This window comes from Janthinobacterium sp. SUN100 (genome assembly GCF_030397705.1).
GTDB lineage: Bacteria > Pseudomonadota > Gammaproteobacteria > Burkholderiales > Burkholderiaceae_D > Janthinobacterium > Janthinobacterium kumbetense.
Window position 1 is genome coordinate 349183 of the sequence record NZ_JAPUBU010000002.1, and the last position, 20588, is coordinate 369770.

Annotated in this window: 19 protein-coding genes and 4 tRNA genes; 14 read left to right on the top strand and 9 right to left on the bottom strand. The window is 63.6% G+C overall.

The genetic code is table 11. The features are described from left to right. Positions 1–19 precede the first annotated feature (19 nt). From O0881_RS13795 to O0881_RS13805, 3 genes are read left to right on the top strand one after another with little or no spacing between them, the layout of a single operon-like run. Entirely contained in the window at positions 20–1243 is a 1224-nt protein-coding gene (locus O0881_RS13795; protein WP_289911781.1) for a TolC family protein, read from the top strand. A gap of 28 nt (positions 1244–1271) precedes the next feature. Continuing rightward, positions 1272–3419 (top strand): ATP-binding cassette domain-containing protein, encoded by a 2148-nt coding sequence (locus O0881_RS13800; RefSeq protein WP_289911782.1) that lies wholly within the window; start codon positions 1272–1274, stop codon positions 3417–3419. Next, positions 3416–4585 (top strand): HlyD family type I secretion periplasmic adaptor subunit, encoded by a 1170-nt coding sequence (locus O0881_RS13805; protein ID WP_289911783.1) that lies wholly within the window; start codon positions 3416–3418, stop codon positions 4583–4585. The genes O0881_RS13800 and O0881_RS13805 overlap by 4 nt, the downstream gene beginning before the upstream one ends. Positions 4586–4612: 27 nt before the next feature. On the opposite strand, the gene udk is transcribed toward O0881_RS13805, so the two are convergent. Then, on the bottom strand, positions 4613–5257 hold the full coding sequence (gene udk, locus O0881_RS13810) for a uridine kinase (protein ID WP_289906644.1): 645 nt from the start codon (positions 5255–5257) through the stop codon (positions 4613–4615). Positions 5258–5316: 59 nt separating this feature from the next. Further along, positions 5317–5820 carry a DUF2199 domain-containing protein gene (locus tag O0881_RS13815; RefSeq protein WP_289911784.1) on the bottom strand — a complete coding sequence of 168 codons (504 nt, stop codon included), beginning with the start codon at positions 5818–5820 and terminating at the stop codon, positions 5317–5319. Between the two features lie 192 nt (positions 5821–6012). Between O0881_RS13815 and O0881_RS13820 the strand changes: the two genes are divergently transcribed. Continuing rightward, on the top strand, positions 6013–6462 hold the full coding sequence (locus O0881_RS13820; RefSeq protein ID WP_289911785.1) for a DUF4240 domain-containing protein: 450 nt from the start codon (positions 6013–6015) through the stop codon (positions 6460–6462). A 7-nt stretch (positions 6463–6469) separates the two neighbouring features. Continuing rightward, complete coding sequence (locus O0881_RS13825) at positions 6470–6838, top strand: tetratricopeptide repeat protein (protein ID WP_289911786.1); 369 nt, start codon at positions 6470–6472, stop codon at positions 6836–6838. A 14-nt stretch (positions 6839–6852) separates the two neighbouring features. On the opposite strand, the gene O0881_RS13830 is transcribed toward O0881_RS13825, so the two are convergent. The 4 genes from O0881_RS13830 to rnr all read right to left on the bottom strand — a co-directional run bounded on the left by O0881_RS13830 (position 6853) and on the right by rnr (position 11761). Further along, complete coding sequence (locus tag O0881_RS13830; protein ID WP_289911787.1) at positions 6853–7551, bottom strand: DUF480 domain-containing protein; 699 nt, start codon at positions 7549–7551, stop codon at positions 6853–6855. Positions 7552–7561: 10 nt separating this feature from the next. Beyond that, positions 7562–8311: a serine O-acetyltransferase gene (gene cysE / locus O0881_RS13835; RefSeq protein WP_099664693.1), complete on the bottom strand. Its 750-nt coding sequence runs from the start codon at positions 8309–8311 to the stop codon at positions 7562–7564. Between the two features lie 132 nt (positions 8312–8443). Then, a complete protein-coding gene (gene rlmB, locus O0881_RS13840) occupies positions 8444–9187 on the bottom strand; it encodes a 23S rRNA (guanosine(2251)-2'-O)-methyltransferase RlmB (RefSeq protein WP_034756912.1) in 744 nt (247 codons plus the stop codon). A gap of 3 nt (positions 9188–9190) precedes the next feature. After that, positions 9191–11761 (bottom strand): ribonuclease R, encoded by a 2571-nt coding sequence (gene rnr / locus O0881_RS13845; protein ID WP_289906640.1) that lies wholly within the window; start codon positions 11759–11761, stop codon positions 9191–9193. Positions 11762–12170: 409 nt separating this feature from the next. On the opposite strand from rnr, the gene O0881_RS13850 reads away from it, so the two are divergent. From O0881_RS13850 to O0881_RS13865, 4 genes are all read left to right on the top strand, one after another. Then, positions 12171–12255, top strand: a tRNA-Leu gene (locus tag O0881_RS13850). 337 nt (positions 12256–12592) lie between these two features. Next, positions 12593–12677: transfer RNA gene (locus tag O0881_RS13855), tRNA-Leu, on the top strand. 67 nt (positions 12678–12744) lie between these two features. Then, positions 12745–12829, top strand: a tRNA-Leu gene (locus O0881_RS13860). A gap of 67 nt (positions 12830–12896) precedes the next feature. Next, positions 12897–12981, top strand: a tRNA-Leu gene (locus O0881_RS13865). 98 nt (positions 12982–13079) lie between these two features. Here the strand turns inward: O0881_RS13865 and O0881_RS13870 are convergent. Next, positions 13080–13931 (bottom strand): SDR family oxidoreductase, encoded by an 852-nt coding sequence (locus O0881_RS13870; RefSeq protein ID WP_289911788.1) that lies wholly within the window; start codon positions 13929–13931, stop codon positions 13080–13082. Positions 13932–14047: 116 nt separating this feature from the next. Here O0881_RS13870 and O0881_RS13875 point away from each other — a divergent pair, with 116 nt between their 5' ends. The 4 genes from O0881_RS13875 (at position 14048) to phaP (ending at position 17780) form a co-directional block, all read left to right on the top strand. Then, on the top strand, positions 14048–14476 hold the full coding sequence (locus tag O0881_RS13875; protein WP_289911789.1) for a helix-turn-helix domain-containing protein: 429 nt from the start codon (positions 14048–14050) through the stop codon (positions 14474–14476). Positions 14477–14578: 102 nt separating this feature from the next. Next, complete coding sequence (locus O0881_RS13880) at positions 14579–16819, top strand: ATP-binding protein (protein WP_289899100.1); 2241 nt, start codon at positions 14579–14581, stop codon at positions 16817–16819. Positions 16820–16866: 47 nt separating this feature from the next. Next, positions 16867–17061: a hypothetical protein gene (locus O0881_RS13885; protein WP_099664698.1), complete on the top strand. Its 195-nt coding sequence runs from the start codon at positions 16867–16869 to the stop codon at positions 17059–17061. A gap of 107 nt (positions 17062–17168) precedes the next feature. Beyond that, positions 17169–17780 (top strand): TIGR01841 family phasin, encoded by a 612-nt coding sequence (gene phaP / locus O0881_RS13890; protein WP_077402186.1) that lies wholly within the window; start codon positions 17169–17171, stop codon positions 17778–17780. A 41-nt stretch (positions 17781–17821) separates the two neighbouring features. Here phaP and O0881_RS13895 read toward each other — a convergent pair whose 3' ends face one another. Both O0881_RS13895 and O0881_RS13900 read right to left on the bottom strand, forming a co-directional pair. Then, a complete protein-coding gene (locus O0881_RS13895; RefSeq protein ID WP_289906636.1) occupies positions 17822–18448 on the bottom strand; it encodes a metalloregulator ArsR/SmtB family transcription factor in 627 nt (208 codons plus the stop codon). Continuing rightward, positions 18445–19662, bottom strand: coding sequence for an MFS transporter (locus tag O0881_RS13900; protein ID WP_289899103.1), 1218 nt, complete (start codon positions 19660–19662; stop codon positions 18445–18447). The genes O0881_RS13895 and O0881_RS13900 overlap by 4 nt, the downstream gene beginning before the upstream one ends. Positions 19663–19822: 160 nt before the next feature. On the opposite strand from O0881_RS13900, the gene O0881_RS13905 reads away from it, so the two are divergent. Then, positions 19823–20527: an SMI1/KNR4 family protein gene (locus O0881_RS13905; protein ID WP_289911790.1), complete on the top strand. Its 705-nt coding sequence runs from the start codon at positions 19823–19825 to the stop codon at positions 20525–20527. Positions 20528–20588 lie beyond the last annotated feature (61 nt).

Below are 20588 nucleotides of genomic sequence, written 5' to 3' on the forward strand. Positions count from 1 at the left end.
TGTACTGGCAGCCGTCGCCATGGCCAGCGTCACCCCTTTCGCCGGCGCCCAGGGCGCCACCGCCTGGAACTTCGACCAGGTCTTGCAGCAGGCGCTGCAAAGCCATCCCGCCGTGCAGGGCAGGCGCTCGGCGCAGGCAGCCGCGCGGGCCGACCTCGATGGCGCGCAATGGCAGCGCTTTCCCAGCCTGTCGGCCGAGGTGCCCACCGGTTCGCAGGAAACGGGCGGCGTGGTGCGCATCGAGCAGCCGCTGTGGAGCGGCGGGCGCATCGACGCCGGCATCGATGCCGCCAGCAGCCGGGTCGACGCGGCCGGCGCCGCCATCGAGGAAGAACGCCTGACCCTGTCCCTGCGTGTAATCGCCGCCTATACCGAGGCGTTGCGTCAGACGGCGCGCGTGCGTTCCGCCGAGGCGGGCCTGGCCGAGCACCAGCGCCTGCTGGACATGATCAAGCGCCGCGTGGTGCAGTCGGTCAGCTCGCAGACGGACCAGCGCCTGGCCGAGTCGCGCGCCTACCAGGCGGCCAACGACGTGTCGAATGCGCGCCAGGCGCTGGAAAACGCGCTGGCGCAGCTGTCGCAGCTGGCGGGCAAGCCCGTGCGCCTCGTCAGCACCACCGGCATCGGCGTGGGCGAACCGCTGCCCGACGCCAGCCTGGAGCGGGTCATGCGCCAGGCCATCGACTATTCCCCCACCCTGCACCGCCTCGATTTCGAGGCGCAGGCAGCCGATTCCGAAATCACCATGCAGCGCTCGGCCTACATGCCGAAAGTCGTGCTGCGCATGGAAAAGCCGACGGGCGGCATCAATGCCGACAACCGCACGCGCGCCATGCTGGTGCTGCAGGCGCAGCCGGGCGCCGGCCTGTCGGCCAAGGCGGGCGTGGATGCCGCCGTGGCCCGCCGCGAAGGCGCGCGCGCCGCGCACGACGTGGCCGAACGCGAGGTGCGCGAGCGTTTTACCCTGGACTGGAACGAGGCCGAGGCGAGCCGCCAGCGCCTGGGCAACGCGGGCGAGGCCAGCACCACCTCGACGCAGGTATTCGAATCGTATGCGCGCCAGTACGTGATCGGCCGCAAGAGCTGGAACGACGTGCTCAACGCCGTGCGCGAAGCGACCCAGGCGCAGTTTTCGCTGGAAGACACGCGCGCGCAGGCGATCGCCGCCAGCCTGCGCCTGGCCGCGCAAACGGGCACCCTGGCCGGGCGCACGGCGCCGGCCGCGTCGGTGCGCGCCAATTGACCGCCACAGAACACGAACAGGAGACAGCGTGGATACCTCCATCAAACATGGCTTGCTGACACTCATCGAGCGGGCCGCCCGCCTGACGGGACAGCACGTACCCGCCGCCCGCCTGGCCGACCTGCAGCGCCAGCTCGATGACGTCGACGACAACGGCGCCCCCGGCGTGGTGTTGACCACCATCTGGCAGGCGGCCGGGCTGGAAGGCGCGGCGCGCGCGCTGCACGAGCCGACGCCGGGCGAGCTGCCGTTCGCCGTCTACAGCGCCAGCACGGGCTGGGGCTTGCTGCAGTCGCGCGGTGCCGACGGCGCCTGGCGCGGCGAAGGCATCGACGGGCGCGCCTTGCAACTGGCCTCGCTGGCCGGCCTGGCTTGCGTGGGGCTGCCGCGCCGCAGCGAAAAAAGCGGCGCCCGCCCCGGCGCCCTGGGCCTGGTGCGCAACGCCCTGTGGCTGAAGAAAAGCGTGTTTGTCGACGCCGTGCTGGCCACGGCGCTGGTGACCCTGCTCACCATGGCCACCTCGCTGTTTTCCATGCAGGTGTACGACCGCGTGATCCCGAACCAGAGCTTCAGCACCCTGTGGGTACTGGTGGTGGGCGTGGCCCTGTCGATCGGCCTGGAATTCATCCTCAAGCAGGTGCGCAGCCGCATCGTCGACCACTCGTGCAATGACGTCGACCATGAACTGTCAGAGTGGTTTTTCCAGCGCATGCTGGGCATCCGCATGGAGGCGCGCCCCGCGTCCGTCGGCACCCTGGCGGCGCAGGTGAAAGGCTTTGAAATGGTGCGCGGCGTGCTCACGTCGACATCGCTGTTCGTGCTGACGGACGTGCCCTTCGCCGTGATTTTTCTCGCCATGATCACCATCATCGGCGGCTGGCTGGTGGTGGTGCCGCTGGTGGCCCTGCCGCTGGCCCTCGCGTGCGGGCTGATGTTCCAGCGCGCCATCGAAAGCCATACGCGCAAGAACCTCAACGCCAGCAATCGCAAGGCCGGCTTGCTGGTGGAAGCCGTCGACGGCGTCGAAACGCTCAAGGGCAGCAGCGCCGAATGGATGATGCAGGCGCGCTGGGCCGAACTGGTGGCCGAGAGCAGCCACGCGGAGCAGAATATCCGCGACTATGCGGCCCTGTCGCAAAACATCACGGCCGCCTTCCAGCAGCTGACCAATGTGGCGCTGATCTCCATGGGCGCCTGGTTCGTGGCCGAAAACCAGATGACCATGGGCGCCCTGATGGCCTGCACCATCATCAGCAACCGCGCCCTGATGCCCATCGTGCAGCTGCCCGCCGTGATGGTGCAATGGGCGCATGCGCGCGCTTCGATCGACGGCCTGGAACAGGTCATCAGCCTGCCCAACGAAGCGGACAACGCGCAATTCGCGCTGACGCCGCGCAGCCTCGACACGGGCTTGCGCTTCGAACGCATCCGCTTTACGTATGGCGGCGCGCAAAAGGTGGCGCTGGAAGTGGAAAACCTCGCCATCCGCCCCGGCGAGCGCGTCGGCCTGGTGGGCGCCATCGGCTCGGGCAAGAGCACCCTGCTGAAACTGGCATCGGGCCTGTACCTGCCGGCCGAGGGGAAAGCCTACCTGGGCGACGTCGACATGGCCCTGCTGGCGCCGGCCGTGGTGCGCGAAATGGTCGGCTACCTGCCGCAGGAAACGCGGCTGTTCAGCGGCACCCTGCGCGACAACCTGTTATTGGGACTGGCCGACCCGGGCGAGGAAGCGATCCTGGCCGCCGCCAAACGCACGGGCCTGATCGAGCTGATACTGGGCCAGCCACGGGGACTGGCGCTGGGCATCACCGAAGGCGGACGGGGCGTGTCGGGCGGCCAGCGGCAATTGATCGCCGTCACGCGCCTGCTGCTGGCCAAGCCGCGCATCTGGCTGCTCGACGAGCCGACGGGCGCCATGGATGCGAAGACGGAAGCGCGCATCGTCGGGCTATTGGGCGAGCTGGCGGCCGAAGGCGTGACCATGGTCGCCACCACGCACAAGAACGCCCTCCTGCCCCTGCTCGACCGCCTGGTGGTGCTGCAGGCGGGACGGGTGCTGCTGGACGGCCCGCGCGATGCCGTGCTGGCCAAGTTGTCGGGCAAACCGCAAGCCGTTCCCGCTTCCGCGCCCGCGCCGGTGGTCCAGGCTGCGGCAGCGCAAGGAGCCGTCGCATGAAACTGGCCAAGGTCGAAACGAGGGAAGAAGCGAAACGGGGCCGGGTGCTGATCTGGAGCTGCACGGCGGCGCTGGCGGGCGTCATCGCCTGGGCTTCTTGGGCGGAGCTGGACCAGGTCACGCGCGCCAACGGCCAGGTGATCGCCAGTTCGCGCAACCAGATCATCCAGGTGGCCGATGGCGGCGTGCTGGCCGAGTTGCGCGTGCATGAAGGCAGCGTCGTGAAGAAAGGCGAATTGCTGGCCCGTTTCGACCGCACGCGGGCCGAAACGAGCTACCTGGAAAGCACGGCCAAGGCGGCGGGGCTGAAGGCGGCCGTGGCGCGCCTGCAGGCGGAAGTATTTGGCGGCGCGCCGAAGTTCCCGCCCGAACTGCAGGTGTTTCCGGAATTTCGCGCCAACCAGCTGGCCTTGTTCAGCAAGCGCCAGGGCGCCGTGCAGGCGGAAGTGAGTTCGCTGGAAAGCGCCATGAAACTGATCAAGGAAGAGCTGGAAATGAATCTGCCGCTGCTGGAAACGGGAGACGTCAGCCGCGCCGAAGTGCTGAAACTGCGGCGGCAGGTGGTCGACATCCAGGCGCAGATTACCAACCGCCGCAACAAATACCTGCAGGATAGCCAGACGGACCTGGTGAAAGCTCAGGAAGACCTGGCCGGCGTGCTGCAGACCGTGACCCAGCGCAAGGAGCAGCTGGGTTCGACGGACATTTACGCGCCCACCGACGGCATCGTGCGCAACGTGCGCCTCACCACACTGGGCGGCGTGGCCAAGCCGGGCGAGGAAATCCTGCAGATCGTGCCCACGGACGATGACCTGATCATCGAGGCGAAGGTCAAACCGGCCGACATCGCCTTCATCAAGCCCGGCCTGCCCACGGCTGTGAAACTGGACGCCTATGACTACGGCATCTACGGGCGCCTGCGCGGCACCGTCAGCTACATCAGCGCGGACACTTTAAGCGAAGACAACAAGGGTAACGAGCAGCCGTACTACCGCGTGCAGATCAAGACCAGCGGGCGCAACCTGATGGGCAAGAATGGCGAGCCGATCCTGATCCAGCCCGGCATGACGGCCACCGTGGAAATCAACACGGGCCGCAAGACGGTGTTGCGCTACCTGACGAAACCGATCACCAAGACGTTCTCGGAGTCGATGGGAGAGCGGTGACGCAGCAGGCTGCGTCACCGGCAGCCTTCAAACGGCCGGTTTCAATTGACCGATGACGCTGGCCACCTTGGCCGTAATCATGTCGACCGCGGGGCCATTGGCGCCATGCGGCAAAATGACGTCGGCATTGCGCTTGGTCGGTTCGATGAATTGCTTGTGCATCGGGCGCACGGTTTCCAGGTATTGCTCGATGACGCTTTCCACGGAACGGCCACGTTCCGTGATATCGCGTTGCATGCGGCGGATGAAGCGCACGTCGGAGGCCGTGTCGACAAAGATCTTCAGCGACATCATGTCGCGCAAGTCTTCGTCATACAGGGCAAACAGGCCCTCGATGACGATCACCGGCGCCGGCTTGACCAAGATGGTCCTGTCGGAGCGGTTGTGCAGCGTGAAGTCGTATTCGGGCATCTCGATCGATTCGCCATTGCGCAAGGCCTGGATGTGCTGCACCAGCAATGGCCACTCGAACGCCTGCGGATGGTCGTAATTCTGCTGCCGGCGCACTTCAGGGGAGAGGTGGGTTTGGTCGCAGTAGTAATCGTCCTGCATTACGACCGAGACCATGTCGGCGCCGAACGACGCCAGCACTTGTTGGGATACGGTGGACTTGCCACTGCCGCTTCCGCCAGCGACACCAATAACAAACGGTTGGAAGGAAATAGTATTCATGCCGAATGATACCGGAAACATGACCGGTCCGACAGGGAGCGGCTGCAACGCCGGGCCTGTCATGCGCCATGCATCAGTCGCGCATACAGCTCGGCCACCCGCTCTGCCGTGATGCCGTCGCGCTGTTCCACGGCCAGCGGGTGATCCGTCGGTTCCAGCTCGATGGCCGGACGCAGGCCATCGTCGCGCAGGTGCACGCGGGTTTTCAGGTTCAGGGTGTCCGGATACACGGGCAGTTGCGTGCTGAGCCAGCCGAAGAAGGGGCCGATGTGCGCCCGTTTGGCATCGTTGAAGCAGGCGTCCCAGGCGTCGAAGCTGTCGCCGCTCAGCGACACCCACACGCCCCAGCTGAACGGCTCGTCCGCGCCGTGCACGGGGATGTCGATGGTGGCGCGCACGAAGCAGTGCGCTTCGTCGACGATGCAGGCGTCGCTGTCGAGCTGGCAGCGTGCTTCGCGTTCGGCGGGCGCCATCTGCTCGTACAGCCACGGCGCATCGGCGCCGAAGCTGGGCATGCCCGTGTGGGTCTCGCCGCAGGAGCGGCACAGGAAGGAAAAAGTCATGTGGTAAGGACGTTTGGTCGAATTGTTTGTGGTGTTGCATGCAAAAAGTTACTTGGAGAAACTGTGCGCTTGGCATTCGGGCAAGATGATATTCTAAACAATCCCAAGATGCACAGACGGGACGCATCGCGCCACGGGCATTGCATGCCTGGCCTCTTTCAGTATCGATGGACCATTTACCTGGAATGAACAATGAACGAAGAAAAATTTTGGCAGCTGATAGAGCAAATCGACCGTGAAGCCCTGCAAGACGGCGACGCCGATGCCGCGGTGGAACCATTGACGGAAGCCCTCGCCGAGTTGCCGGTCAAGGACATCAAGGGCTTCGAAGAGTGCCTGGCGCAGGCACTGTACCAGCTCGATGGCAAGGTGTTTGCGGAGCAGGCCGGTGATTCAGGGAAGTCGGATGACAGTTTCCTGTATGCGCGCTGTTTCGTCGTCGGCTCGGGCAAGGCCACGTACGACAGCGTTCTGGCCAACCCCACACTGATGCCCGATCAAACGGACGAGTGGCTGGAGGAACTGTTGAGCGTCGCTCCCGAGGCCTGGTCCGAGAAGACAGGGCGTGACACCGATGACTGGGATTTTACCGCCAGCGTCGACTATGAAACCGGAAGCAATTCCGCCGCCTGGCCTGGTTAGGGCGGCAATGGACGCCATCGCCGCAAGCAGGGCGCATATCCAGCTGGCCGAAGGCGATGCCGGGCAATGGGAGGCGCACATGGCGGCAGCTGAGGCCGTGCTGCGCGGCGCCTTGCAAGCGGCCCCGCAAGACACGGCCCTGATCACGTGCCTGGGCGCCGTGCTGTGCGACCAGGGCAAGTACAGGGACGCCGTCAACGTACTGGAAACAGCGCTCAAGCTGGGCTCGACGGACAGCCATACCCATTACAACCTGGGGGTGGCCTTGGCGGGACTGGCAAAACCGCGCAAGGCCATGGCGCAATTTGGCAAGGCGCAGGGTCTTGCCGCTTCCAGCCTGACCTGGACCGCCTATTTCGACCCGCAGGCCCAATAGGCGTGCCCTGAAAACTATTCGAACTGCTTGCGGAACGCCTCGAACTGCGCCGCCAGGCCATCGAAGTCGCTGCGCAATTGCAGCACTTCCTGTTCCAGCTGGGCGACCCTGCTGCCCTGCTGCGGCGCGCTGACGGCGCCAGCAAAACCGGCCGCCGTCTCGATCTGCGCCAGCGCCTCTTCGCCGCCCAGCAGATGGCCGTAGCGCGGTTCCTTGGCGCCGGGCGCGACAGCCAGCTTGGCCGCCAGCGGCGGGTATTTGTCGATCAAGAATTGCAGGCCGGCTTCCACTTCCGCCACGGACTTGAATTCATGCACCCTGCCGCTGCGGCTGCGGATCTCGCCTGCCGTCTGCAAGCCGCGCAGCATCAATATCGTCAGGATGGCCAATTTATCCTGTTCCAGCGACCACTTGATGCGCATGCGGTGTTCGTACTTGGCGACACGCGCACCCGCCTGCGTGATGCCGTTGACGAATTTGCGCTGCATCAAACGCTGCAACACGTCGTAGACGGTTTCTTCGGACAGGGCCATGACGGGGTCGCGGCTGGACAGCTGGTTGCAGCCGTTCGTCAGCGCGTTCAGCGACAGCGGGTAGCTGTCCGGCGTCAGCGCTTCCTTTTCGGCCAGCACGGCCAGCACGCGGATCTCGAAGGGGTCGAGCAGATTCGGATTGTCGCTGCTTTTCTCTGCTGCGTTTGCGTCTGTAGTCATGCCTGTATCCTTAATCAACCAGCTTGTTCATTTGCTCGGAATCAAATTTATCACACTCGGGCACGCCCTGGCAGCAGATGCCCGCCGCCTTCAGGGTGGCGAGGATGGTCTCGATGCGCTGTTCCTGCGCCACGGCGTGCGTGATCAAGCCTTGCAGGGCTTTCGACAGGGGATCGTCGCCGTTGGGCGTGACGCCATACGCGGCGAACAAATGGGCCGTGCTGCCCTCGCGCAGGGCGCTGACATCCTTTTGCACGATGTGCGCGGGGTTGCCGACGGCCGTGGCGCCGGACGGCACGGGTTTCAGCAGCACGGCGTTCGAGCCCACCTTGGCGTACTCGCCCACCGTGAAGCTGCCCAGCACCTGCGCGCCGGCGCCGACGATGACGCCCCGTTCCAGGGTCGGATGGCGTTTGCTGCCGCTGTGCAGCGAGGTGCCGCCCAGGGTCACGCCCTGGTAGATGGTGCAGTCGTCGCCGACGACGGCCGTCTCGCCGATCACCACGCCGAAACCATGGTCGATGAAGACGCGCCGGCCTATGACGGCGCCCGGATGGATCTCGATGCCCGTGATGATGCGGCCGATATACGAAATGAAGCGCCCTACCCACTTCATGTGCCGCGTCCAGCACCAGTGCGCCCAGCCGTGCATGACGATGGCGTGCAAGCCCGGATAACAGGTCAGCACCTCCCAGCCATTGCGGGCGGCGGGGTCACGTTCAATGATGCTGTTGATATCTTCGCGCAGGTGGTGGAACATAATGACAATGAATAAGGTGGAACGCAAATGGTAGCGTATTCGGCGGGGGAATGCTGGAGGGGAAAGCAAATCGGCCGCCAGCACCAGGGCGGCGGCCGATCATGGAAGCGCTACAAAACGTTCAGGACGTTCTTAAGCTTCCAAAGCGATCCGCTGGCGGCGGGCTTCGTACAGACAGACGCCGGAAGCGACCGACACGTTCAAGCTCTCGACGGAGCCGAACATCGGGATGCTGACGAGGATATCGCAGGTGTCGCGCGTCAAACGGCGCATGCCTTCGCCTTCGGAACCCATGACGAGGGCCGTCGGGCCCGTGAAATCGGCTTCGTACAAGCCTTTTTCGCCGTCGTCCGACGTGCCGATCAGCCAGATGCCGCGTTCCTTGAGTTCACGCATGGTGCGCGCCAGATTCGTCACGGTGATGTACGGGACGGTTTCGGCGGCGCCGCTGGCGACCTTGGCGGCCGTGGCGTTCAGGCCCACGGCGCGGTCCTTCGGCACGATGACGGCATGTGCGCCGACGCCGTCGGCCACGCGCAGGCAGGCGCCCAGGTTGTGCGGGTCGGTGATGCCGTCGAGAATCAACAGCAGCGGCGGGCCGTCGATGGCGTCCAGCAACTCATCGAGATTGCGCGCCAGCGACAGTTGCGAGGCAAACGCGATCACGCCCTGGTGGCGGCGCGTGCCGACGATCTTGTCCAGACGCGACGAGTCGACAGGCATGACGCGCACGTTGGCAGCCTTGGCTGCGGCGATCATGTCCTTCATGCGGCCGTCGACGCGGCTGGCATCGACAAAAATTTCTTCCACGGACGACGCTTCATGACGCAGACGCGAGGTGACGGCGTGGAAGCCGAAAATCATTTTATTCTTCATTATTTATCGTTTCTTCTTGCTTGTTTTTGATACAGATACAGTTTTTGCTGCTCGTGGTGCCGCCGCAGCGGGTGCCGCGGCTGGTTTCTTGCTGCGTTTCGGCGCGGCGGCCTTGGGCGCCGCCGCCTTCGGGGCTTCCTTCAGCGCAGCCTTGGCTGCAGGCTTGGCTTGCGCCTTGGCGCCGTTGGCACGGCCGCCGGAACCATTGCCGGGTTTGCCACCGTTGTTGACGCTGGTTTTGATCTCATGGCGCTGCTCGGTCGCTGGACCGGGCTTGACCATCGATTTCTTTTCGCCCTTGCGCTTGCCGCTGCCGTTCGGCTTGGCTGGAGCTTCTTCGCCCGCCAGTTCCGCATCGGTGACCAGGCGCAGGTCGATCTTGCGCGTTTCCAGGTCGACACGCGCCACTTGCACCGTCAAACGGTCGGTCAATTGATAACGCTTGCCCGTGCGCTCGCCGCGCAATTCATGGCGCGCATCGTCGTACTGGAAGTAATCGGTGCCCAGCTCGGTGACGTGCACCAGGCCTTCGACAAACAGGGTATCCAATTGCACGAAGACGCCGAACGTCGTCACGCCCGTGATGGTGCCGGTAAACTCTTCGCCCAGCTTGTCCTGCATGAAGTAGCACTTCAGCCAGGCTTCCACGTCGCGCGACGCTTCGTCGGCGCGGCGCTCGTTGGCCGAGCAATGCACGCCCAGCGCGTCCCAGATCGTCAAATCCGTCTTCTTCGGCTTGCCGTCGGCCTTGTCCTTCGCCTGCTGCTTGCGCGTGGCGTTCGACACGTTCGTGTTCAGCACGGTCTTTTCAGACAGCTTCGGCTCGTATTTCTTGCCTTGCAGAATGGCCTTGATGGCGCGGTGCGTCAGCAGATCGGGATAGCGGCGGATCGGGCTGGTGAAGTGGGCATACGCCTCGTAGGCCAGGCCGAAGTGGCCGATATTGTCCGGGCTGTAGACGGCTTGCTGCATCGAGCGCAGCAGCATCGTTTGCAGCAGGGCCGCGTCGGGACGCGCCTTGATCTGCTGCATCAGGGTCTGGTAATCGGAGGCCGATGGCGTGTCTCCGCCCGTCAGGTTCAGGCCCACCTGCTTGAGGAAGGTGCGCACTTGCGTGAGCTTTTCCTTGGTCGGGCTGGCATGGATGCGGTAGGTGCCTGGATGCTTGTTGCGCAGCAACAAATCGGCCGCGCAGACGTTGGCCGCCAGCATGCACTCTTCGATGATCTTGTGCGCTTCGTTGCGCGTGCGGGGGATGATCTTTTCGATCTTGCCCGCGCTATTGCAGACGATATACGTTTCCGTCGTCTCGAAATCGATGGCGCCCCGCTCCGTGCGTGCTTTCAGCAAGGCGCGGTAGACGGCTTCCAGGTTCTGCAGGTGCGGCAGGATGTCCGCGCGGCGTGCCGCTTCGGGTCCCTTGGTGTTGCCCAGCACGGCAGCGACTTCGTCGTAGGTCAGGCGCGCGGCCGAATGGATGACAGCCGGATAGAACTGGTACGCCTTCAACTCGCCCTTGTCGCTGACGACGGCGTCGCAGACGAGGGTCAGGCGGTCGACGGCCGGGTTCAGCGAGCACAGGCCATTCGACAGCTTTTCCGGCAGCATCGGGATGACGCGGCGCGGGAAGTAGACGGACGTGCTGCGTTCCAACGCGTCGATATCGAGCGCGTCGTTCGGTTTCACGTAATGGCTGACGTCGGCAATCGCCACGATCAGGCGGAAGCAGTTGGCGCGGCCGATCTTGACGGGTTCGCAATACACGGCATCGTCGAAATCGCGCGCGTCTTCGCCATCGATGGTTACCAAAGGCACGTCGCGCAGGTCGACACGGTCTTTCAGGTCGGCGGCGCGCACTTCGAACGGCAGCTTTTCAGCTTGCTTCAAGGCGGCGGCGGAAAAGACGTGCGGCACGTTGAATTTACGTACGGCAATCTCGATTTCCATGCCGGGATCGTCGAGCGCACCGAGCACTTCGACGATCTTGCCGACCGGCTGCTTGAAGCGCATCGGTTGCTCCGTCAGCTCGACGCTGACGATCTGGCCGGCCTTCGCCTTGCCCACCGAACCGGTGACCAAAATGTCCTGGCCGATGCGCTGGTCTTCCGGCGCCACGACCCAGGTACCGTTTTCCTGGATCAGGCGGCCGATGACGTGGGTATTGGCGCGGTAGGTGACTTCGACGATCGTGCCTTCCGGACGGCCGCGGCGGTCCGTGCCGACGATGCGGGCCATGACCTTGTCGCCATGCAGTACTTTCTGCATTTCTTTCTCAGGCAGGAACAGGTCGGCGCTGGCGTCGTCGGGAATGACAAAGCCGAAGCCATCGCGGTGGCTGGTGACGCGACCGGCGACAAGCGCGCTCTGGTCGGCCAGGCTGAAAACACCGCTGGCGTCAGACTTGAGCTGGCCGTCGCGCTCCATCGCCTTCAGGCGACGGACCAGGACATCCATGGAATCGGCATGCACTTGCAGCGTTTTCCCGAGAGACTGCGGGTCGAGAGGCGCGCTGACGCTGCGGAATATGCCGAGAATGTCCTCCCGGCTGGGGATGGTGTGGGTATTTTGGCTCAAAAGTATTTCTATAGTTGTTATTGACAGTGATCAAACGGAAGACAAAGACCGATGACATCACCGTCAATATTGACACGGTGATGTCCGGTAGTGTACCGGAGGACGCCTTGGTTTGCCTAACGGACAGCGTAGCGGAAACCGAACAAGTGCCCCGCCGATGAAAAAAAGGAGAAAAGCTGCGCAATGCATTTGACTTCGGCAAATATTGCTCTATAATCTCGGTCTCTTGCAGCGACAAACCTTCACGGGGATGCAGTTGCAGGAAAGCGGTACAGGGTTGATGTGCAGTATGGAGCGAAAGCTCATCTGGCGCAAAACTCTTCAAGTCGCTATAATAGCAGAATTGTTGTGAAGTTATTTTTCAACAAGTACTCGAGCAGTAAAAGTAATAAGTCACAGCAGCATCAGTGCCCACGTGGCGGAATTGGTAGACGCGCATGGTTCAGGTCCATGTGCCTTCGGGTGTAGGGGTTCGAGTCCCTTCGTGGGCACCATTACCTAATTCGCAGAAAAGCCGCAAACTTTCACGAGTTTGCGGCTTTTTTCATTTCCGAAACGAAAATCTATTCCCCCTCCCCGCAATCGCCTCACACCTGCCAGGCAATGACATTCACTCCCCGCACTCCAGCGAACGCCATCCGTCATCAAAAACGCTGAAAAAAGAGGCAGATTCAGCCTTTTCTCATAGGGAAAAGCCCTTTTCAGGCGAAAAAACATGTTTCTTGCAGAAAAGTGCAAAATGTTGATTGACCGAATGCGCGCCAGCCCTTATGATTTTGTCCTCGCTGCAGAACATGCAGCGACAAGCAGCAAGCAGCAAGCAGTAACAATGCCCACGTGGCGGAATTGGTAGACGCGCATGGTTCAGGTCCATGTGCCTTCGGGTGTAGGGGTTCGAGTCCCTTCGTGGGCACCACCAGCAACAAGTTGTTCATTGTTGTGATCCGCAGTAAAGTAGTCGATAGCAGTAAAAGCAGCACAATGCCCACGTGGCGGAATTGGTAGACGCGCATGGTTCAGGTCCATGTGCCTTCGGGTGTAGGGGTTCGAGTCCCTTCGTGGGCACCACCAGCAACGAGTCGTTTTCGTTGTAATCCGCAGTACAGTAGTGAGATATAGCAGTAGCAGCATCAGTGCCCACGTGGCGGAATTGGTAGACGCGCATGGTTCAGGTCCATGTGCCTTCGGGTGTAGGGGTTCGAGTCCCTTCGTGGGCACCATTACCTAATTCGCAAAAAAGCCGCAAACTTTCACGAGTTTGCGGCTTTTTTCATTCCAGAATGATTCCAGAATGCCGCATCCCTGCGGCACCCTCCCCTTATTTGGCCAGCGCCGCCTTCACGGCGTCATGCAGACTCGTCGTCGGACGGCCAATCAGCGCGCTCAATTGCTTGCCATGGTCTTCCAGGCCGCCCTTGGCCGCGCCCGCATCGGAATCGGCCAGCAGATCGGCAAAGCCTTCCGGCACGCCCACGCCCACCAGCGCCGCCTTGAAGTCCGCCTGCGGCATATCCTTGTACGCAATCGCCTTGCCCGACTGGCGCGCCACTTCGGCCGCATATTCCGCCAGGGTAAAGCCCTGGTCGCCCGCCAGTTCATAGATGGCTTGCGGCTGGGCCGCCGTCAGCACGGCAGCGGCGGCTGCCGCGTAGTCGAGACGCGCGGCCGACGAGAAACGCCCGTTTTGCGCCGCGCCCAGCACGACGCCATGCTCGAGCACGGGCGCCAGGTGTTCCGTATGGTTTTCCAGGTACCAGCCGTTGCGCAGGAAAGTGTATGGCAAGCCGGATGCGCGGATGGCCGCTTCCGTGATCACGTGCTCGGCGGCCAGGCCCAGCGGCGACGTGTCGGCGCGCAAGACGCTGGTATAGGCCAACAGGGCTACGCCGGCGCGCCTGGCCGCATCGATGACGTTCTGGTGCTGCTGCGCGCGCTGGCCCACTTCGCTCGACGAGATCAGCAGGATTTTCGTTGCACCCTTGAACGCCGCATCGAGGCTGGCGCCATCGTTGTAATCGGCCTGGCGCACTTGCACGCCCAGTGCGGCCAGGCTGGCGGCCTTGGCCGGGTTGCGCACGGCGGCGATGATGTTGGCTGCAGGGACGGATTTGAGCAGGCTGGCAATGACGTGCTGGCCCAGGTTGCCTGTGGCGCCGGTGATGACGATCATGATTTCTCCTTGGTACGTGGGTGGTAAAACCCTATAATAGGACTATTACTTACCAATTGTAAGTACGTACCTTTTGGTAAGTACTCTTGGATACCAAACTTCGAAGGCCAACTATCATGTCCACAGACACTCCCGGCGCCAGCCTGCGCGCCGCCCTCGCCCGCCAAAACCAGGGCGCGCACCTGCTGGCGGCCGCCTGCCCGTCGCGCGCCGTGCTCAGCCACCTGACCAGCCGCTGGGCCGTGCTGGTGCTGGTACTGCTGCTGAGCGGCACGCGGCGCTTCAGCGAACTGCGCCGCGAAGTGGGCGGCGTCAGCGAAAAAATGCTGGCGCAAACCCTGGAAGCGCTGGCGGGCGACGGCTTCGTGCTGCGCCAGGCGTACCTGGTGATCCCGCCCAAGGTGGAATACAGCCTCACGCCGCTGGGACGCGAGGCGGCCGAACGCCTGGCCGTGCTGGTCGACTGGATCGAGGACAATTACCCGCGCATCGAACAGGCGCGCGCCGACCTGGCCACGGCGCCTGCCGTGCAAAACGCCGCGTGAACGAGGGCCATCCGCATTGCTTTTAGTCATCAAGAATTATCGTTTACTCCTACTTGCCTTGATGTAATACTAGGCCCATGAAACGCGTAAGGGCGCGACACCATGAACCAGTTGATTTCTTCCATCACTGACCGGGCCAATGTGCTGCTGGTCAGCAATTCGCCGAACGATGTGCGCGAACTGCTGTATGTGCTGGACCGGCATAACCTGGGTACGGGGCTGGCGGGCGATATCGACGAAGGCGTGGAGCTGGCGGCCGGCGGCACGGACCTGATCCTGCTCGACGCGGCCCTGGCGGGCACGAATATCGGCGCCACCTGCATGCGCCTGCGCAATGCGGGCGGACGCCACGGCGTGCCCCTGCTGCTGATGTCGGCCACCCCCAGCGCCGAAGAGCAAGGCCGCAGCGTGGGCGCCGGCGCTTCCGACTACATCAAGATGCCCTTCAATGCGCGCGACGTGGCGGAAAAAATCCTCATGGAACTGGCGCTGCACAAGGCCGAGGCGCCCGCGCCGCGCGCCGCCACGCCGCCGCGCCCCCTGCATCCGCAAACGCTGGAAGTCAATTACCACTCCATCCTGGCCGGTTCGCCCGACGCCGTGCTGCTGTTCGATATCGACAACCGCCTGCTGATCGACGCCAACCACCTGGCCGAAGAATTGTTCGGCATGCCGCTGGCCGAGCTGTTGCAAGGCGGCATGGAACCGCTGTTCCCCAGGCACCAGAGCGACGGCCGCGCTTCGCCGCAACTGCTGGAAGAAAAGATCCGCGATACCTTGCAAGGCAAGATCGTCGTCTTCCGCGCCAGTTGCTGCCACCGCGACAGCCACCCGATCGCCTGCGAAATCCGCCTGATGCGCCTGTCCGTGCCCGGCCGCCAGCTGGTGCATGCGCGCATCATCGACTTGACCGAACGCAACCTCGCCGAAGCGATGCGCTCGGGCCAGAGCGCCCTGCTGGAAATGGTCGCCAAGGGCGCGCCGCTGATCCCCACCCTGAACCACTTGCTGCTGCTGATCGAAGGCCAGTCGCGCGGCGTGCTCTGCTCCATCATGCTGCTCGACGACGACGGCATCCACATGCATAGCGCGGCCGGCCCCAGCCTGCCGGCCGAATACATGGCCCTGCTCGAAGGCGTGGCCATCGGCCCCGGCGTGGGTTCCTGCGGCACGGCCATGTTCCTGCGCGAACCGGTGGTCGTCACCGACATCATGCGCGATCCGCTGTGGGCGCCCTACCGCGAACTGGCGGCGCCATTCGGCTTGCGCGCCTGCTGGTCGCGCCCCATCTTCGGCCAGGATGGCACCGTGCTCGGCTCCTTCGCCATGTACTACCGCGAAGTGCGCCAGCCCGACGCGCGCGACCTGGAACTGATCGACACGGCCACCGACCTGGCCGGCATCGCGATTGGCCGCATGCGCCACGAACGCGAGCTGCAGCGCCACCGCGCCCACCTGGAAGAGCTGGTGGCCGAACGCACGGCAGCGCTGACGCAGGCCAAGGAACACTCGGAGCAAATGAACCTCGAATTGGCCGCCGCGCTGGAAAACCTGTCCATCACGCAAGAAGAACTGGTGCGCCGCGACAAGCTGGCCGCGCTGGGCGCGCTGGTGGCCGGCATCGCGCACGAACTCAATACGCCGATCGGCAACGGCCTGGTGGTGGCCACCACCATGGCCGAGCGCACGCGCGAAATCCAGGCCAGCTTCCTCGACGGCTTGCGCCGCTCCGAACTGGGCGCCTACCTGACCCAGGCCAGCGAGGCGGACGCCATCATGCTGCGCAACCTGCAGCGCGCCGCCGACCTGGTGTCGAGCTTCAAGCAGATCGCCGTCGACCGCGCCAGCTCGCAGCGCCGCCACTTCCTGCTGCGCCAGTTCATCGCCGAACTGATGCTGCCCATGTCGACGCCGCTCAAGGCCGCCGGCCTGAGCCTGACGCAGGACGTGCCCGAGGGCCTGGCCATGGACAGCTATCCGGGTCCGCTGGGCCAGGTCCTGAGCAACCTGCTGGAAAACTGCCTGCGCCATGCCTTCGAGGGCCGCAGCGGCGGCACCATCGCCATCGCCGCGCGCGGCAGCGACGACGGGCAGACGATCACCCTGTCTATCGCCGACACGGGCGTCGGCATCGCCGCCGATGACCTCGTGCATGTCTACGACCCCTTCTTCACGACCAAGCTCGGTTCCGGCGGGTCGGGCCTGGGCCTGCATGTGGCGCACAACATCGTCACGGGCGTGCTGGGCGGCCATATCCATGTTGCCAGCAGCACCGGCGACGGCAGCGGCACCACCTTCACCTTGCAGCTGCCCGCCGCCGCGCCGCAAGCGCCCGCCCCCTGACGGGCAAGCGCGCTACAATGCCAGCAAGCATTTCTTTCGGAGCACCCATGAAATACCTTATCGCCACTGCCCTGCTGGCAGTTTGCGCTGGCGCAATGGCCGGACCTGCCCCTTGGTACAAATGGCGCAGCAAGATCGACGGCACCCTGTCGTGCGCCCAATCGACCCTGGGATTTGGCTGGGAACTGGCCTCGGGACCGTACAAAGATAGCCGTTGCGAAAAACCGGCGCTTGTTAAATAATGGGGCCATGACCACACGGGGCACCGGCTTGAGAGCAAGCGATGGCAATGCGGCGTCGAAAGAGTATGGAACGATAAGAACGTATCTATTCAAACCGAGGAGACCACATGTTTACGAATCCCGAACAATTCGCAACGGCCACCAAGGCCCTGTTTGAATTCCAGCTGATGACCTTCAACACCCTCACCTCCAAGGCCGTGCAAGGCGTGGAACAGGTCTTGGCGCTGAACATGGCCACCGCCAAGTCCGGCATCGAGGATGGCCTGGCCGCCAGCAAGGAAATCAGTCAGGCCAAGGATCCGAAGGCCGCCATGGCCGCCGCCGCTGCCCAGCTGCAACCGGGCGTGGCCGGCGCGAAAGCGTATAAACAGCAACTCGACGACATCATCAAGGAAATCCACACGGAATTCACGACGGCCGCCGAAGCCCATGTAGCCGAAGCGAAAAGCAATTTGAGCGCCCTTATCTACGACGTGACGAAAAACGTGCCGCCAGGCTCGGAAAACGCCGTCGCCATCGTCAAGGCCGCCATCGACAACGCCTTCCTCGGCTACGAACAAGTGACCAAGGCCACGAAACAGGCCGTGAAAACGGTAGAAGAGCAGATCGCCAAGGCCAGCGCGCAAGTGGCGCAAGCCACGGAAAAGGCGACGGGCGGCGCCACCGCCGCGGCTGAAAAGGCGGCGCCTGCCGCCAAGCCGAAGGCTGCCAAGAAGTAATTTGACAAGAAGTCAGTTTGCAGCTATCGGGGCCTGATTCTTCAGGTCCCGATAGGTATGATCCGGTACACGCAGCGCCTCCCCCCCTCCAGCAGATATTCGCTGCGTTCCACGGTGCAATCGTCCCCCAATACCCGCTGAAAGATGGCCAGTTCGGCGCGGCAGAAATTCTGGCACGCCTTGGCGGCCGCACAGATCGGGCAATGGTTTTCCACCAGCAAGACACTGCCATCGTCCTGCGGTTCCGCATGGGCCATGTAACCTTCGCCATCGCGCGCCCGCGCCAGGCTGTCCACCCGTTGCGCCAGATCAAGCCCAGGGTCGACCAGCTTGCCGTAGGCGGCTTCGCTGCTGCGCTCGCGCGCGCCGATCAGTCTATCCAGCCCCTCGTCGCCGAACAGGGTTTTCACTTGCGCGATCAATTCCAGGGTCAGGTCGGCATGGCGGTCGGGAAAGCGCGCGTGGCCCGCTGGCGTCAGCTGCCAGCGCCGCGACGGGCGCCCCACCTTGTCGGCCACGTCCCCGCAAGCCACCAGGCCCTTGTCCTGCGCCGCTTCCAGCTGGCGCCGCGCGCCCATGGAGGTGATATCGAGCAAAGCCGCCAGTTGCTGCGCCGTCTGCGGCCCGCGCATCTTCAGCAAGAACAGCGTCTGCTCGGACGTATTCATGCCACCGCCTCGGCATCGACGGCGCCGGCCAGCTGGCGGCGCCAGGCGGCCATGCGCCACGCGGCCCAGGCGGCAGAACAGGCGCCCGCGACGAGGATCAGCCGCGTATCGATCAGGGTCAGCACGGAGCCGCTGAGGGCGACGACGATGTTGGCGATGCAAAAGGTGGTAGCCAGCAAGCCCATCACGGCGCCCTGCCCATGCGCGCTGAAGCGCTCGGCGCACCAGCCCTGGATCACCGTGTTGTACAGCGCATTCGGAATGCCGAACAGCACGATGGCGGCGATGCCCACCCAGATATTGCCCAGCGCCAAGATTCCCACGGCCAGCGCCACGCCGCACGCATACCAGCTGGCGCGCAGCAGCGGTGCATGGCGGCTGGGACCGCCCGCCAGCAGCGAAGTGATCGTCATCGTGCCGCACAGGCCCACATTCACCCAGGCAATCTCTTGCGCATGGTAATTGGCCGTCTCGACCAGCCACAGCGGATAGAACTCGTAAAAACTGGCCACGCCGCAGGTCAGCGCCAGTTGCACGATAAACAGGGTGCGCAGCTCGTCATGACGCAGCAAATTGAGCGAATGGCGGTCGCGCGCCACTTGCCACCACGACGTCGTCAGCAGGGACGGAGTTTCGCGCGGCAAGCCCGCGGCCACCAGCACGGCGACCAGCATCAGGGCGGCGGCGGCGATCCAGAACGGCACCGTCACGCCCCAATGCAGGGTGGCGCCCGCCAGGATCGGCCCCACCAGCCAGCCCAGGTAGAACGCGCCATTCAGCCAGGACATGGCGCGCAGGCGCAACGGCCCCGTCAGCTGGTCGGCCAGCATGGCGCGCGCCACGGCGCCGTTACCTTCCAGCAAACCGGTGATGAAACGGGCGACGATGAACAGGGGATAGGACTGGATCACCAGTGCCCAGGCCGTGAAGGCGTGGCCGATGGCGGCGCCCACGGCTGTGCGCATCAGCAAGGGACGGCGGCCATAGCGGTCCGACAGCGGCCCCAGCAAAGCCGAGCCGATCAGCAAGCCCAGCGGGTTGATGGTCAGCGCCAGGCCGAACAGCAGTTTCGATGGCAAGCCGAGGAAATTGTTGAAAGCATTCGGCGCCTCGGCCGCGAACAGGGGCGGCAGGATCGGGTACGGCAGGGAGGCGCCGATGGTCGACAGCAACGCCAGCAAACAGGCGGCGGAAATCAGGATGATGTTTTTCATGCGGGCTCGATGGAGATGGTCTGGCCAGACTACGTGAGCACGCCACATAAGTAAACAAAAATGTTTATTAATTATGCGCATCATTGTCGCCGTGGGACCAGCCGTGCGCGCCATCGCCTCGGCTATCATTGCCGCATGACTCACGTTGAACAGGGAAAACATGACACTGGCAGAAATTGAACAGCAACACGGCTTCACTTATCCTGCGCTGTACCGGCAGCTGGACCGCGACGGCATGCTGGCCGTGGGCGAATACGGCCCCGACTGGTACAAGCTGGTCTATCCCACCTTGACCGAGCGGCCCACCCTGCTGCTGCATGCGGACGATTTCGAGTTGCTGAGCGTCAAAGCCGCAGCGGCAGCCATGGAAGAACTGGCCGATCCCGACGATTACCGGCAGATCGATCCCGCCTTCCGCTTTATCCCGTTCGCGCAAACGGGCGCGGGCGACCACTACTGCTTCTTCGCATCTGGCCAGCACGATGGCGACATGCCCGTCGTGCTGCTGTGGCATGACCAGGATGAAGCCCAATACCTGGCAAAGAACCTGCAGGAGTTCCTGTTTCACATGTTGTTGAACAGCATGGCCGACCAGGATACGTACAACGACGTCAGCGACGGGGAATTCAAGGAACAACTGGCAAACACCCTGGGCACGCATGCGCGCTACCTGACGGCGCGCCAGGCCGAAGTGCTGCAAGCGTTGCTGGCCAGGGACATCATCGATTACGACGTGCTGTTGCCGAAGGGACGCAAGGAAGCGCACCGGGGCTTGCTGACCGATATCGAACTGGCTGGCTTGCGCGCGGAACTGATTCCCTACGAAAAGTTCGACAGCTGTTTTGCCTACAGCACGGCTGGCTGAACACAAAATCGCTGTGCAAGCGGCGGCTGAAGGTTTAAACTGTATATAAACACAGTAAAAC